The following is a 14,231-nucleotide window of genomic DNA, read 5'->3' on the forward strand; positions in this document are numbered from 1 at the left end:
GGAAAAGATTACACGAACGCCTTAAACGCGCAAGGTTGCGATCTGACGGGCCGGACACTGATGAAGGCAAGACCATGGAGCGGGTAACGGGAATCGAACCCGTAACTTAAGCTTGGGAAGCTCGCGTGATACCTTTTCACCATACCCGCGCTCTGGAGCGCTGGGATACGCCGCGCTCTGATCGGCGTCAAGTTCGCTCAGCAGTCCCGGGGCGCAATCCCGATGGTTTTGCCGTGGCCTGATCCACAGCGACCACCAACCATTGGAACAAACCAACCCACCAGACGTTGCCCGATCAAGGAAACACACGAACTGGATATTGAGGTCAGCATGTCAAAGATGGAAACCATCAACCCCGCCACCGAAACACCTATTCGCAGCTATGAGGCGATGAATGCGACAACCGCCGTCAACAAGGTTGAGGCGTGCCACAAGGCGTTTCTTGACTGGCGCACCAAGACCCATGAGGAACGTGCGCCGTATCTCACCAAGATTGCAGATGCCCTGCGCGACCATGCTGACGACCTGGCCACATTGATGACCAGAGAGGTCGGCAAACTCTACCGGGACGGCAAGACCGAGGTTGAGCTGTGCGCACAGATTTTCGAATACACCGCCAAGCAGGGGCCAAAGGAACTGGCCGACGAGGACCGTACCCATGCGGGCGGCGAGAAATCAGGGCTTGTGACATACAGCCCGATTGGCGTGATCTACAGCGTTCAGCCTTGGAACTTCCCCCTCTATCAGCCGGTGCGGGTTCTTGCGGCCAACCTGATGGCGGGCAATGGCGTTGTCCTGAAACACGCATCGATCTGTACTGGCAGTGGTCTGCGTCTGCGCGAGATCTGTATCGAAGCCGGTCTGCCCGAAGACCTGTTCCAAGTGGTGATCATTGACCACGATACATCGGACGAATTGATCGCGCATGACCTGATCCGCGGTGTGACCATGACCGGCAGCGATGGCGCAGGCAGCCACATTTGCGCACTTGCCAGCAAGCATCTGAAAAAGACGGTGCTAGAGCTGGGATCGAACGACGCCTACCTTGTGCTTGAAAGGGCGGATGTGGAACTGGCCGTGAAAACCAGTGTCATGGGGCGGCTCTTCAACAACGGCGAGACCTGCGTCTCGGCCAAGCGCTTTGTCGTGACAGACGCGGTTTATGATGCCTTTGTCGAGGCCTTTGTCGACCAGATGAAGGCCATCAAACTGGGCGATCCGATGGACGAGGACACCCAGCTTGGGCCGCTCTCCAGCCAGGACCAGTTTGACACCGTGGCAGAACAAGTGACCAAGAGCATCGCCAAGGGTGCAAAGCTGCTCTGCGGTGGTGATCCGAAAGACGGCACCGGGCACTATTACCCGGCCACCGTGCTGGCGGATGTCACGCCGGGAATGCCCGCCTATGATGACGAAATCTTCGGCCCCGTGGCCGCCGTCATCCGCGCCAAGGATGACGAAGACGCGATGCGGATTGCCAATGACAGCCGTTACGGGCTGGGCGGCGGCATCTTCTGTCAGGACGAAGAGCACGCGATGAAACTCGCCCGCGACCACTTTGACACCGGCATGGTGCGGATCAACAGCTTTGGCGCGGCGGACCCGAACATGCCGTTCGGCGGCGTGAAGGACTCAGGCTACGGCCGCGAACATGGCGGGTTCGGGATGAAGGAGTTCGTGAACATCAAGGCGATCTTCCGTCCCTGAACCGACCCCTCTGATTTGAAAGGACATATCATGAATATTCTCGTCGCCGGAGCCACCGGCAAAACAGGCCTGCGCCTGACCCAGAACCTTTCGGCCAATGGCCACCACCCGATCGCGCTGGTGCGCGACAGCTCTGACACCTCGGACCTGCCCAATGGCACCGAGACGCGCCACGGCGATCTGACCGACCTGCAACCGGGCGTCTGCGACGGCTGCGACGTGGTGGTGTTTGCCGCCGGATCGGGCAGCGGCACGGGGCCGGAGATGACCGAAAAGGTCGACCGTGACGGCGCCAAGCGTCTGGTCGATCTGGCCAAAGACGCGGGTGCTATGCGGTTCGTCATGCTCAGCACCGTGGGGGCGGGCGACCCGGACCCCGACAGCAAGCTGGGGCATTACCTGATGGCCAAGCACGAGGCGGACGAACACCTCAAGGCGTCGGGGCTAGACTTTGCCATCCTGCGGCCCGTGGCGCTGACCGACGAAGACGGCACGCGCGACATCGTCTATGGCGATGCCGTGGACGTGAAGGGCGAGGCCGCCCGGGGCGACGTGGCCCATGTGCTGGCGCAGGCGGTGGACGACCCGGAATGGCGCGGCAAGACGCTGCTGATGGCGTCGGCTTAAACCACCCCGTAGGATGCGTGCTCGGCACGCACCTTTTTCGTTGGGCCGGTGCGTAAGGTCAAAGCGCGGCACTGAAATTCCCCATTCTCGCCTCAATGAACTTATTTCACCAGATTAAGGAAGTGGTCGCGCATAGGTTGCGCATCATATCGTTTGTCTGGGAAAAATGGAAAACTCATGTTGAAACGCATAATCATGGCAAGTTTGCTTTGGTCATTGTCAACAATGGCTGTCAGCGCATTCGAAATCAAACAGCCCGATACAGTTTTCAACGAACCCTTTAAATCACAGCGCCAAGCGTGCCTTGACCAATTCGAGACAGCAATTGTGAGCCGATTTGATAAACTGACCTCTATCTCCTTGGGCGATCCATCATTCTTCAGTGACATTGACGGGACTTACGCACTTGTCACTTTCGCTGGCGTCACATTCGATAGCGGCCATGGTTCTGCAAACGGTGCGATTACCTGCCTCTTTCTGGAAGGTGGACGTCGGTTGGCCCACGTTTCAGCGACGTTCCAGCGCCCTGGTCTCATGGGAGCGGCACGCGCAGGCTTTCCTCAACAGCGCCTGCTGTCAGCCGGAGCGCAAGTGTTTTAGCGGGTCCAAGGTGCGTGAAATCACGCACCCTACGCCATGTCACCACACCTGATCACAGAGCAAGCGTCCGACCGAGTGGGCGCGGAACGCGCCCGCCATGGGGCGGGCGGACGCGTCGCCGCCGCTAAAGCGACGGCGGGGTTTTGAATATCTGGCGTAGAGGTCTGGTAGGGTGCGTGCTCGCACGCACCATCATCTTACATTGCTACAAGGTGCGTGAAATCACGCACCCTAAGGCGAGGTTCCTATCACCCCCGCTTCCGCCGCCGCACCCGGCCGCCATCACTCCCATCCCCCTGCGTGTTGAACCCGACGACGGGCAGAGTCACCACCTTGCCCAGTTCGGGGAACGGGTCGGTGGCGTGGGGGATGGCGTTGGCGGCGACGAAATGTTCCTGAAAGCGCGGCTCGATGGCGGTTTCGACCTTGGTGATCTGGCGCACGGTGCGTTCGATCTCGGCTCGCGCGGCCAGATTGCAGAGCGCGATGCGCGCGCCCGTGCCTGCGGCGTTGCCCGCGCTTGAGACCTTGTCGAGCGGCACGTCCGGGATCATCCCCAGCACCATCGCATGTTTGGCGCTGATATGCGCGCCAAACGCGCCGGCCAGCACCACGCGGTCCACCACGTCCACGCCCATCTCGTCCATCAACAACCGTGCCCCTGCGTAGAGCGCGGATTTGGCCAGCTGGATCGCGCGGATGTCGCCTTGGGTGACGGTGATGCGCGGGCCGCCCTCGGCGGTGGCGTCGTGGATCAGGTAGGCGTTGGTGCGGCCTTCGGCAAAGCAGCGGTCGGTGCCTGTCTGCGCCGCCGATCCGATCAGGCCCGAGGGGTCGAGCAGGCCCGCGATGCGCAACTCGGCCACCGCCTCAATGATGCCAGAGCCGCAGATGCCGGTGATGCCTGACGCGGCGGTTTCATCCCAAAAGCCGTCCTCGTCCGACCACTTGTCACAGCCGATGACGCGGAAGCGGGGATCCTTGGTGACGGGGTCAATGCGGATCGCCTCAATCGCGCCGGGGGCGGCCCGTTGGCCGGATGAGATCTGCGCGCCCTCGAACGCGGGGCCGGTGGGCGAGGAACAGGCCAGCACGCGGGTGGTGTTGCCCAAGAGGATCTCCGCATTGGTGCCCACATCGACGATCAGCACAAGGTCGTCGGATTTACCCGGCTGTTCCGACAGCGCCACAGCAGCGGCATCGGCCCCCACATGGCCCGCGATGCAGGGCAGGAGGTAGATCTGCGCTGAGGCGGGCAGGGTGGTGAGGTCAAGATCGCGGGCGGTCAGGTTGAGGTGGTCCGACGTGGCGAGCGCAAAGGGCGCCTGGCCCAGTTCGACAGGGTCGATGCCCAGCAGCAGGTGGTGCATCACCGGGTTGCAGACGAACACGGTTTCCAGAATGAGGCTTGGCGAGATGTCCGCCTCTTTGGCGATTTCCTCGGCCAGCGTGTTGATCGCTTCGCGCACCGCACGGGTCATTTCCGCATCTCCGCCGGGGTTCATCATGGCATAGCTGACGCGGCTCATCAGGTCTTCGCCAAAGCGGATCTGCGGGTTCATGATGCCAGAGCTTGCCACGACTTCGCCCGTGTCGAGATTGGTCAGGTGTGCCGCCACGGTGGTCGAGCCAAGGTCGATGGCGAGGCCGTAGAGGCCTTTTTCATGCAGCCCCGGCCATGCGGCGATGAGGCTTGGCGTGGCATTCGCGTCAGTCTTGTGCAGCGCTACGGTGATCGCCCACTTGCCTTTGCGCAGAGTGGTTTGCAGTTGGGTCAGGACCGGGAATTCGCATTTGATTTCAGGGATTTCCCACTGGTCCTTGAGCGCACGGGCCACACGTTCCAAATCGCCTGTGGGCGTGTGCATGTCGGGCTCGTCTACCTCGATGTAGTAAAGGCGGGTGGCGGGATCCATTTCGATCGTCCGAGTGCTGGCGGCTTTGCGCACGACTTGCCGATGGACTTGGGATTCAGGTGGCACGTCGATCACGATGTCGCCCTGCACCTTGGCCTGACAGCCCAGACGGCGTCCCTGTTTCAACCCGCGCTTTTCGTCGTACCGCGCTTCAACCGCGTTCCAGTCGGACAGCGCGCCATCACGCGCGGTGACACCGTGTTTGGAGAATTCACCATAGCCCGGCGTGATCTGGCATTTCGAACAGATGCCGCGCCCGCCGCAGACGCTGTCCAAATCCACCCCCAGTTGCCGCGCGGCGGTCAGGACGGGTGTGCCGACCGGAAATCGTCCGCGTTTGCCGGACGGGGTGAAGACGACGAGCGGGTCTTGATTGGACATGAGAATCCCTCTGATCACGGTTGATCCGGATCATAGGCTGCGGCGCGCAGGGAAAAAGGTGATTTGCGTCATAATGTTTATGCAGAGCGGCATAGGTCCCTGCGTTGACCGAACTGTCCGGTCGTGCGACCGTCGACCCGCTGATTGAGGAGCGTGTTGTGAAACGGGTAATCGTCTTTTTGGTGACACATGGTGTTGCTGTTGCCGTTGGGTTTGCATTGGGCATTTACCTGCTTCCCATCCTGACAGCGCCTCCATCCCCGGATGCTGCGGCGCTTGAGGCCGAGGCCGCGGGGGCCACCTATACAACCGAATTGACGCGCGATCTGCGTGGCAGTGACCTGTTGCATTGGGGCGAAGGTACGATCAGCCTGACTGATGGCATGATCGTCCATGAGGGCACGTTGGCTCCGGGACCGGATTACAAACTGTACCTGACCGACCGTTTTGTCGAACACGAGGACGAGTTCGAGCCAATCAAAGCCAACGCGGTACAGATCGGAGATGTGAAAACCTTTGGTGGCTTCCTGTTAGACGTGCCTGAAAATGTGGACATAAACGCCTACACCAGCGTCGTGATCTGGTGCGAGGCGTTTGGCGAATTCATCACAGCTGGCCAGTATCGTTGACACGGCCTGCGCCCCGCCACGGAAAAAACCGGGCAGGGGGCAAGTACGGGTCTTCGTGTGGAAGCGGCGCCGCCCCATGGGCCTGACCGTTCTCTCATGTCGGCAAAGCTTGCGCTTTGGACCTGTACCCCGGTTTTGGGGCCTTATGTGACCGGTCTCTCATGGTCGGCCCCGGTTTGGAGCGTCTGAGAGGAATGTCAGTTCTGGTGTCGCGGCATGGGAGTGACCCTGCCCGCTAGATGCGCATCGTCGGGAGGGTATGGTGGGCCATGGGTTAACAGATGGGAAATGCATCGTTCGCCAAAATGTGGAATCAGACCCCATCGCGTCCTAATTTGTCCATTTTGGACAGCAACTTATCCACCGATCCCGGCTTGGGGTCGGACGCGGATGAAAAGAACGTGAACTTGATTGGCTTGAACCCGACAAAGCCAAGAACCTGGCCTTTGATCTGGTGCCGGATCGCATCTTTGTAAGCCAACCATAGAAAACTGCGGGGCGTGTCAGATGTGATGACAACGCGCGCTGTGCGTCCTGTCAAAAGCGGTTTGGGCAAACCGATTGGCGTTGTTTCCCGAGTGGTGAAGGTGCGGCCAATCGCAAAGACACGATCAATCCAACCTTTAAGCTTGGCCGGGAAACTTCCCCACCAGAGCGGAAAGGCCAAGACGAAATGCGTGCACCATTCCAGATTGCTCAAGGCCTCTTCTAGCGCTGGTTCTAACGGTTTGGGATTGTCATACCCGGCTTTGCCGCGGTCCGGATCGAAATTCAGGTCATGCAATTGTGACAGCCGAACTTCATGACCTGCGTCGCGCGCCGCCTTTGCATAACGGTCCATGGCTTGACGGGTGATTGAACTGGGTCCGGGATGACCATTCAGAATAAAGATCCGTTGCGCCATGACATGTCCCTATGTGTAGTTTGACACGCTAACGCGTATCCCACGCATGTGTCACAACGTTAAGACCGAGAATTGCCGCAGTGCAGCTTGGTTAACTTTCGCCCTCCAACCAGCGCAGAATATCGCCGCGATCGGCGTCAAGATCGGGGGCAGACGTGCGCACAGTTGGATCGCCCAGCCCGGTCATCTTGATCGGGTTTCCAGCCGCCTTGAACGCCGGGCGGCCGTTCCTATCCAGAACATCCACCACCATATTGCGGGCCAAAATCTGCGGATCGCGCATCACCTGAGCCACATCCTGGATGGGTCCGCTGGGAATACCCGCAGCGCCCAGCTTGGCGATCCAATGCGCACGGGTCTTGTCGATGGTAATCGCCTCAATCAGCCGTTTGAGCAGCCGGGCATTTTCGACACGGGCCGGGTTGCTGGCAAAGCGCGGGTCATCTGACAACGGTAGGTTAAGAGCGACGCACAGCTTTTCGAACAACACATCATTGCCCGCCGCAATCACGAACAGACCGTCGGAGGCGTGGAAGGTCTCGAACGGGGCAATTGATGGGTGGCGCGCGCCTGTAGGGGCAGGGGGTGTGCCAGTCACCGAGGTGATCGCGATGGCGTGTTCCAGGATCGCCAGTTGGGAATCCAGCATCGACACATCCACCTTGCGGCCCTCACCGCTGCGTTCGCGGTCCATCAATGCAGCCAGCACACCTTGGCTGAGATACATGCCAGCCACGATATCGCCGATGGAGGCGCCAACGCGCACCGGGTCGCGTCCCTTTTCGCCGGTGATCGACATGACGCCGCCGCGGGCTTGTACCACCATATCATAGGCTGGACGTTTGGCCTCGGGGCCTGTGTGGCCAAAGCCGGATACCGCGCCATAGATCAAACGGGGGTATTGTGCGTGCAGGTCGTCCCATCCATAGCCCAGCCGCTCCATCACGCCGGGGCGATAGTTCTCAAGGATGACATCGGCACGCGGAAGCAGACGTTCAAAAATCGCGCGGTCATCCTCTTTTTTTAGATCCAGCGCGATGGATTTTTTGCCATGATTGATGGCTGCGAAATAGGCCGATTTCCCATTGGCGAATGGCGGGAAAGCGCGTGTGTCGTCACCGCTCCCGGGACGTTCGATTTTGATCACATGCGCGCCCAGGTCCGCAAGCGTCATGGAACAGAACGGTCCCGCAAGGACATGGGTCAGGTCTAGGATCGTGATGCCGGAAAGCGGTTTTGTCATGGGGGCCTGCTGAGTCGGTTTTTTGCAAGTGAACGCAGCCAACCGCCTAAGTGCAACACGGGCGTGACCCTTGGTCAGAAAATCGGCGGAAAGCCGAGTGTTGGGTTACGTATCGCGCTGTACCTTTGCGTGAAAGACAAAGCCCAAGAGATTCATCAGAACTTGCGCCGCAAGGATCGAGGTTGATCCGGTGGGATCATAATCCGGAGCCACTTCGACAAGGTCGATGCCAACAATCTTGTGGTGTTGCGCCACGTGTTGCAGCAATTCGAGCACATCGTAATAGAGAAACCCGCCATGGCTGGGCGTGCCAGTGCCTGGCGCGATAGAGGGGCAGAAGGCGTCAATGTCGATCGTGATGTAGACTGGCCTGTCTTGGGGCAGACGGTTCGCCACCCCTTTGGGCCCAAGCGCGCGCGCTTGGCGGACAGACAGGATGTCTGAGCCGCGCGCGCGCGCGTCCTCGTAGCCTTCACGCGCGGTAGAGCTGACATTGCGAATGCCCACCTGTGTCATGCCGCTGACCCAAGGTTTTTCAGACGCGCGGCGCATCGGATTGCCATGCCCGTTGCGCACGCCGTGGCGTTCATCGACGAAATCCAGATGCGCGTCGATCTGCAGGATATGGAATGGCTTCGCACCTACGAATGCGTCGATGCAGGGGATGTTGATCGAATGATCACCACCGATCACGACGGGCAGGGCACCTGCCGCGCGGATCGCTTCGACCCCTTTGCGGATATTGGCGTGGCTCTGCACCGTGTCAGTGTGCACGATGTCCGCGTCCCCCAGATCAACAATCCGTGTATCGGCAAGATACGTTACATCGTCTTCGTGGTCATAAGCCCCGGCGTGACCAAAGCTGAACAGTGTCGATGCCTCGCGCACGCCGCGCGGACCGAACCGCGCGCCCGCCCGCCATTGTGTGCCCGCATCGAAGGGCGCACCAAGTACCGCTATATCGGCGGCGATATTGCTCCAATCGGGCACATAAGGGCTCCGGGCAAAGGTGCAGATGCCGGTAAAGGGCAGGTTCAGGCGGCCTGCCTCGTATCCGTGGGACATGTGTGTCGCTCCAGTTGGTTTTAATACCAGACTGCGGCAGCGACGCGCAGTGGTAAAGAGCGGATTGGGGCTTTCCACCATCGGTAACCCATGCGATAGGGACGTGCCTAACGATGCTGTCCGTGGAAAGGGATTCCGATGGAGATTCGCGAGGCTCTCACTTTTGATGATGTTCTTCTGGTGCCGGGGGCATCCGAGGTATTGCCGGCCACTGCCGATACCCGGACCTGGGTCACGAAAAGCATCGCTTTGAACATCCCGTTGCTCAGCTCAGCTATGGATACTGTCACCGAAGGTCGCATGGCGATCACGCTGGCCCAAGCCGGTGGCATGGGGGTCATTCACAAGAACCTCACAGTCGAGCAGCAAGCGCGCGAAGTCCGGCGGGTCAAACGGTTCGAATCCGGTATCGTCTACAGCCCCGTGACCCTACGCGCCGATCAAACATTGGCGGATGCCAAGGCCTTGATTGAACGCTATAATTTTACTGGTTTTCCGGTGGTTGATGAACAAGGCCGCGTTGTTGGCATCGTCACCAACCGCGATATGCGGTTCGCCACATCAGACGACACGCCCGTCAATGTCATGATGACGTCTGACAACCTAGCTATCCTGCGCGAACCGGCAGACCGCGAAGAAGCGATCAGCTTGATGAAATCGCGCCGCATCGAAAAACTATTGGTTGTGGATGGTGACAACAAACTGACCGGCCTTCTGACCGTGAAAGACACGCAGCAGGCAGTGCTGAACCCTACTGCCTGTAAGGATGACCTTGGACGTTTGCGTGTGGCTGCGGCCACGTCCGTAGGCGATGCCGGGTTTGAGCGGACACAGGAACTTGTTGCGGCAGGTGTTGATATTGTGGTGATCGACACCGCGCATGGCCATTCTCGTGGCGTGATCGAAGCGGTCACCCGCGCCAAGACCCTGTCCAACCAGGTTCAGGTCATCGCGGGCAACGTGGCCACCGCAGAAGCAACCCGCGCCCTGATCGACGCAGGCGCCGATGCGATTAAGGTGGGGATTGGCCCCGGGTCGATCTGCACCACCCGAATGGTGGCCGGTGTTGGCGTGCCACAGCTGACCGCGATCATGGATTGCGCGAAAGAGGCCGGAGATACACCCGTGATCGCCGATGGTGGCATCAAGTTCTCGGGTGACTTCGCCAAGGCCATTGCAGCGGGCGCATCCTGCGCCATGGTCGGCAGCATGATCGCCGGCACAGACGAATCCCCCGGCGAGGTGATCCTTTACCAGGGCCGCAGTTTCAAAGCTTATCGTGGCATGGGGTCCATCGGCGCGATGGCGCGCGGATCGGCTGATCGCTATTTCCAGAAAGACGCGGCCAGCGACAAATTGGTCCCCGAAGGCATCGAAGGGCAGGTGCCTTACAAGGGCTCGGCCGGTACTGTGTTGCACCAGCTGGTCGGCGGACTGCGGGCTGCGATGGGATATACCGGCTGCGCCACGGTTCAAGAAATGCGCACCAATTGTAAGTTCGTCAAAATCACCGGGGCCGGTTTGAAGGAAAGCCATGTGCATGATGTTCAGATCACCCGCGAGTCGCCGAATTACCGGCTGGCCTGATCAACAGGTGCGTGCCTTATGACACCTGCCGCGCGATGGGCCGCCGCCGCCGAGATCCTTGACCAGATCACGGCAGGCGACGCTGCGGAAAAAGCGTTGACGAATTGGGCGCGCAGATCCCGGTTTGCCGGTTCCAAAGATCGTGCGGCGATCCGTGATCATGTGTTTGACATCTTGCGCTGTTGGCGCAGCACAGCGGCTTTGGGGGGCGGCACCGACGGACGGGCGCTCGTTTTGGGTAGATTGCGCCAGATAGATGAGGACGCGGGCAGCGTCTTCACTGGCGAAGGCTATGCCTTGCCACCTTTAACAGAGGATGAACGCGCAGCTGGGCACACACCAGACGGGGCCGAAGCCTTCGATCTTCCGGATTGGCTGTTTGATCTCTTTAACAATGAGTTAGGTCGCAAAGCTGATGCAACTTCTGATGCGTTACGGCATCGGGCATCTGTGTTCTTGCGGGTGAACCTTTTGAAAACCGACCGCGCCACAGCCCAGGCCAAGCTGAGCAGCGAAGGTGTGGAAACCAAACCGCATACGATGTCCGACACCGCGCTCGAAGTCGTTGCTGGCGCCAGGCGCGTGGCCCAGACCGAGGCGTTCCGAACCGGATTGGTTGAATTGCAAGATGTCGCAAGCCAAGCGGTCATCGATGCGTTGCCCCTGACATCCGGTATGCGCGTTCTTGACTATTGCGCGGGCGGCGGCGGCAAGACCCTTGCTATGGCGGCCAAAACAGACGGGCCTGTCGCAGCCCACGATACCGATCCACGCCGTATGTTGGACCTGCCATCCCGGGCGGAACGGGCTGGCGCAAAGGTTACGTTGAGCGATAAGCCGAAACCCGATTACGATCTTGTTCTGTGCGACGTACCCTGTTCCGGCAGCGGATCATGGCGCCGCGCACCGGAAGGTAAATGGCGGCTGACCCCTGATCGGCTGGATGAGTTGCGTCACGTTCAGGGTGAAATCCTCGATCGTGTGACGCACCTTGTCGCGCCCCAAGGCACATTGGCTTATGCGACATGTTCAGTGCTTTCTTGCGAAAATGAAGATCAAATTGCAGCGTTTCTAAGCCGGCAGGCGGGCTGGACGTGCGTCTCACAGCAAAGATTTGACCTTGAACAGGGTGGGGATGGCTTTTTCATCGCCACATTGACACGAAGATGATTCATAAATACAACTTTAGAGTGTTTCCCTCTTAAGGGTCGCTTAAACTTGTTGCGGTCATAGTGCGGGAATCTTGTCGTTTCCAAAGGCCGCATTGATGACCTTATTCGACCGTACCGCGCTCATCCCACGTCGCACGATGTCGACGCATACCATTCTATTGGCCTTTACGGCCATAAGTGGAACCTTGGCGGCTTTGGCACCGCATCCAGCAACAGCCACCGGCTTTACTGCGGCAGCTTTTGCGTTTGGCGTGTCATTGGTTTGGGTTACTTTGCTGACGCTCTGGCGCAAGGTAAAATTTAAAAATTCCATAAATAATATGGCGTTATTAGTTGAACATGATGCGTCATGCTGCCTGATTTCCGATCTTGATGGTGGGATTCTGCACACCAACAGGGCCGCCAGTCAAACTCTTCAGGCAACGCAAGGCCAAACATTGCGCCAGATCGTAGGTGCACATGTGGCAGACGCATCGGGCCTGATCCACCGTGTGCAAAGCGTTGCATTGGCTGACGGAATCTCTTCGGAAAAGGTCGTTTTGCCTGACCGGCATCTAAGGATGTCCGCACATCAGCTTGGACCAGCAGCACTTTTGTGGCGTTTGGAGCTGTTTGACGCAAAGGATGAATGCCAAATCCAATACCCCGCCCTGACCATTGGTCGGGCCGGGACCGTTCTTTGGATGAACGCCGCCGCGCGGGAACTGGCCGGTGGACGTGTGCGCAGCTTGGGCGATCTGATTGCCGACTCGCCTCTGCGTTCCGGGCAGTTGCACCAGATCCGGAGCAACGAACAGACCAAGGGTTTCATCGTCAATGTTCACCCGGCAGGCGTAGGCCGGGAAGAGGTTGTTTTGATCCCCCAAGCTTTGCCAAAGGTCGAAAGCACAGACACCGGTTTTGAGGAATTGCCTGTGCCATTGCTTAAGGTGTCACCCCAAGGCGAAATCGCCAATGCAAATCGCTGCGCCCGCGACCTGCTGCATGCCCGCGGCGACGGCGATCGATGTCTGTCTGACCTGATGGAAGGCTTAGGGCGGTCCATTCCAGATTGGTTGACAGACGCAGCAGCAGGCAAGGGGTTGGGGCGATCCGAATTCTTGCGCCTGACACGGCCCGAACAGGATGTATTTGTGCAAGTCACGCTGACCCGTGTGGTCGAAGATGGTAAGGTTTTGTTGGTTGCGGTCCTGAATGATGCAACTGAGCTGAAAAGCCTTGAGGCGCAATTCGTCCAAAGCCAGAAAATGCAGGCGATTGGCCAGCTAGCCGGTGGCGTGGCGCATGATTTTAACAATCTTTTAACCGCGATTTCAGGCCATTGCGATCTGTTGTTGCTGCGACATGATCAGGGCGACCCAGAATATGGTGATCTTATTCAAATCCACCAGAACGCCAATCGGGCGGCCGGATTGGTGGGGCAATTGCTGGCGTTTTCACGTAAACAGACCCTGCGCCCCGAACGGCTCGAATTGCGCGATATCCTGTCCGATCTAACACATCTTTTGAACCGCCTCGTTGGTGAAAAAGTGGCACTGGACCTGCGGCAAAATGTTGGCCTGCCCCCCATTCGTGCCGACAAGCGGCAGTTGGAGCAGGTGATTATGAATCTCGTGGTCAATGCCCGTGATGCAATGACCAAGGGAGGGATAATCCTGATCGAAACAGATGAGCGCCATTTGGACAGCCCCATGAAAAACGGGCGCGCCAAGGTGCCTGCGGGAAATTACGTGGTGGTCCGTGTGCAGGATGATGGAACCGGTATAGCGCCAGACAAGCTCGAAAAAGTGTTCGAACCGTTCTACACCACCAAACGCACGGGCGAAGGTACCGGTCTTGGCCTGTCGACGGTGTATGGAATCGTCAAGCAAACCGGCGGCTTTATTTTTGTCGACAGTACGCCGGGCAAGGGCAGCGTTTTTACCTTAATGTTCCCGGTCTGTGATGACCCGGTGGATGACATCCCGATCGCAGTTGAACCGCCCAAAGTGACAACAACACGCGTTGGCGATGGTGTGGTTCTTTTGGTCGAAGATGAGGCCCCAGTCAGGGCCTTCGCCTCTCGCGCGTTGGCGCATCGGGGATTCAAGGTGATTGAGGCAAGCAACGCAGAAGATGCGCTAGAAATGTTAAAAGACAGCAACCTCAAGGTGGATGTTTTTGTCACGGACGTGGTGATGCCCGGCCTTGACGGTCCCAGCTGGGTGCGTAAAGCCCGTGACATGCGGCCAGACGTGCCCGTGGTTTTCATGTCGGGTTATGCCGAGGACGTCTTCAAATCCCAAGGCGCGCGGATCAAATCATCGGCCTTTTTGGCCAAGCCATTTTCATTGGTCGAACTGACTTCAATCGTGAACCAACAACTGACGATCAATGCCCAAGCGGCGCCTTGATGCTACC

The 14,231-nt window shown here is 58.9% G+C and carries 11 protein-coding genes and 1 tRNA gene; 7 read left to right on the forward strand and 5 right to left on the reverse strand.

The features are described from left to right. Positions 1 to 75 precede the first annotated feature (75 nt). A tRNA-Gly gene (locus ACTG4M_RS04775) sits at positions 76 to 149 on the reverse strand. 181 nt (positions 150 to 330) lie between these two features. Between ACTG4M_RS04775 and ACTG4M_RS04780 the strand changes: the two genes are divergently transcribed. The 3 genes from ACTG4M_RS04780 to ACTG4M_RS04790 all read left to right on the forward strand — a co-directional run bounded on the left by ACTG4M_RS04780 (position 331) and on the right by ACTG4M_RS04790 (position 2,934). Continuing rightward, on the forward strand, positions 331 to 1,707 hold the full coding sequence (locus ACTG4M_RS04780; RefSeq protein ID WP_439122495.1) for an NAD-dependent succinate-semialdehyde dehydrogenase: 1,377 nt from the start codon (positions 331 to 333) through the stop codon (positions 1,705 to 1,707). Positions 1,708 to 1,737: 30 nt separating this feature from the next. Beyond that, on the forward strand, positions 1,738 to 2,334 hold the full coding sequence (locus tag ACTG4M_RS04785) for an SDR family oxidoreductase (RefSeq protein ID WP_439122496.1): 597 nt from the start codon (positions 1,738 to 1,740) through the stop codon (positions 2,332 to 2,334). Between the two features lie 177 nt (positions 2,335 to 2,511). Beyond that, positions 2,512 to 2,934, forward strand: coding sequence for a hypothetical protein (locus ACTG4M_RS04790; protein ID WP_439122497.1), 423 nt, complete (start codon positions 2,512 to 2,514; stop codon positions 2,932 to 2,934). Positions 2,935 to 3,182: 248 nt separating this feature from the next. Here ACTG4M_RS04790 and ACTG4M_RS04795 read toward each other — a convergent pair whose 3' ends face one another. Then, entirely contained in the window at positions 3,183 to 5,231 is a 2,049-nt protein-coding gene (locus ACTG4M_RS04795) for an ASKHA domain-containing protein (RefSeq protein ID WP_439122498.1), read from the reverse strand. A gap of 104 nt (positions 5,232 to 5,335) precedes the next feature. Between ACTG4M_RS04795 and ACTG4M_RS04800 the strand changes: the two genes are divergently transcribed. Next, positions 5,336 to 5,860, forward strand: a complete 525-nt coding sequence (locus tag ACTG4M_RS04800) for a DM13 domain-containing protein (protein WP_439122499.1) — start codon at positions 5,336 to 5,338, stop codon at positions 5,858 to 5,860. 313 nt (positions 5,861 to 6,173) lie between these two features. Here ACTG4M_RS04800 and ACTG4M_RS04805 read toward each other — a convergent pair whose 3' ends face one another. The 3 genes from ACTG4M_RS04805 to ACTG4M_RS04815 form a co-directional block, all read right to left on the reverse strand. Continuing rightward, positions 6,174 to 6,764 carry an NAD(P)H-dependent oxidoreductase gene (locus ACTG4M_RS04805; RefSeq protein WP_439122500.1) on the reverse strand — a complete coding sequence of 197 codons (591 nt, stop codon included), beginning with the start codon at positions 6,762 to 6,764 and terminating at the stop codon, positions 6,174 to 6,176. A 91-nt stretch (positions 6,765 to 6,855) separates the two neighbouring features. Then, positions 6,856 to 8,007 (reverse strand): CaiB/BaiF CoA transferase family protein, encoded by a 1,152-nt coding sequence (locus tag ACTG4M_RS04810; RefSeq protein WP_439122501.1) that lies wholly within the window; start codon positions 8,005 to 8,007, stop codon positions 6,856 to 6,858. 105 nt (positions 8,008 to 8,112) lie between these two features. After that, a complete protein-coding gene (locus tag ACTG4M_RS04815) occupies positions 8,113 to 9,072 on the reverse strand; it encodes an agmatinase (RefSeq protein ID WP_439122502.1) in 960 nt (319 codons plus the stop codon). A gap of 138 nt (positions 9,073 to 9,210) precedes the next feature. On the opposite strand from ACTG4M_RS04815, the gene guaB reads away from it, so the two are divergent. The 3 genes from guaB to ACTG4M_RS04830 all read left to right on the forward strand — a co-directional run bounded on the left by guaB (position 9,211) and on the right by ACTG4M_RS04830 (position 14,224). Next, positions 9,211 to 10,659 (forward strand): IMP dehydrogenase, encoded by a 1,449-nt coding sequence (gene guaB, locus ACTG4M_RS04820; protein ID WP_439122503.1) that lies wholly within the window; start codon positions 9,211 to 9,213, stop codon positions 10,657 to 10,659. 18 nt (positions 10,660 to 10,677) lie between these two features. After that, positions 10,678 to 11,829, forward strand: a complete 1,152-nt coding sequence (locus ACTG4M_RS04825; protein ID WP_439122504.1) for an RsmB/NOP family class I SAM-dependent RNA methyltransferase — start codon at positions 10,678 to 10,680, stop codon at positions 11,827 to 11,829. Between the two features lie 97 nt (positions 11,830 to 11,926). Then, a complete protein-coding gene (locus ACTG4M_RS04830) occupies positions 11,927 to 14,224 on the forward strand; it encodes an ATP-binding protein (RefSeq protein ID WP_439122505.1) in 2,298 nt (765 codons plus the stop codon). Positions 14,225 to 14,231 lie beyond the last annotated feature (7 nt).

Source organism: Marivita sp., assembly GCF_965656765.1.
In the GTDB taxonomy this organism is placed as follows: domain Bacteria; phylum Pseudomonadota; class Alphaproteobacteria; order Rhodobacterales; family Rhodobacteraceae; genus Marivita.

What these genes read in the sequence shown, in the direction of transcription:
- ACTG4M_RS04780 (WP_439122495.1), top strand. Translation starts at nt 331, where the DNA reads ATGTCAAAGATGGAAACCATCAACCCCGCCACCGAAACACCTATTCGC.
- ACTG4M_RS04785 (WP_439122496.1), top strand. Translation starts at nt 1,738, where the DNA reads ATGAATATTCTCGTCGCCGGAGCCACCGGCAAAACAGGCCTGCGCCTG.
- ACTG4M_RS04790 (WP_439122497.1), top strand. Translation starts at nt 2,512, where the DNA reads ATGTTGAAACGCATAATCATGGCAAGTTTGCTTTGGTCATTGTCAACA.
- ACTG4M_RS04795 (WP_439122498.1), bottom strand. Translation starts at nt 5,231, where the DNA reads ATGTCCAATCAAGACCCGCTCGTCGTCTTCACCCCGTCCGGCAAACGC.
- ACTG4M_RS04805 (WP_439122500.1), bottom strand. Translation starts at nt 6,764, where the DNA reads ATGGCGCAACGGATCTTTATTCTGAATGGTCATCCCGGACCCAGTTCA.
- ACTG4M_RS04810 (WP_439122501.1), bottom strand. Translation starts at nt 8,007, where the DNA reads ATGACAAAACCGCTTTCCGGCATCACGATCCTAGACCTGACCCATGTC.
- ACTG4M_RS04815 (WP_439122502.1), bottom strand. Translation starts at nt 9,072, where the DNA reads ATGTCCCACGGATACGAGGCAGGCCGCCTGAACCTGCCCTTTACCGGC.
- guaB (WP_439122503.1), top strand. Translation starts at nt 9,211, where the DNA reads ATGGAGATTCGCGAGGCTCTCACTTTTGATGATGTTCTTCTGGTGCCG.
- ACTG4M_RS04825 (WP_439122504.1), top strand. Translation starts at nt 10,678, where the DNA reads ATGACACCTGCCGCGCGATGGGCCGCCGCCGCCGAGATCCTTGACCAG.
- ACTG4M_RS04830 (WP_439122505.1), top strand. Translation starts at nt 11,927, where the DNA reads ATGACCTTATTCGACCGTACCGCGCTCATCCCACGTCGCACGATGTCG.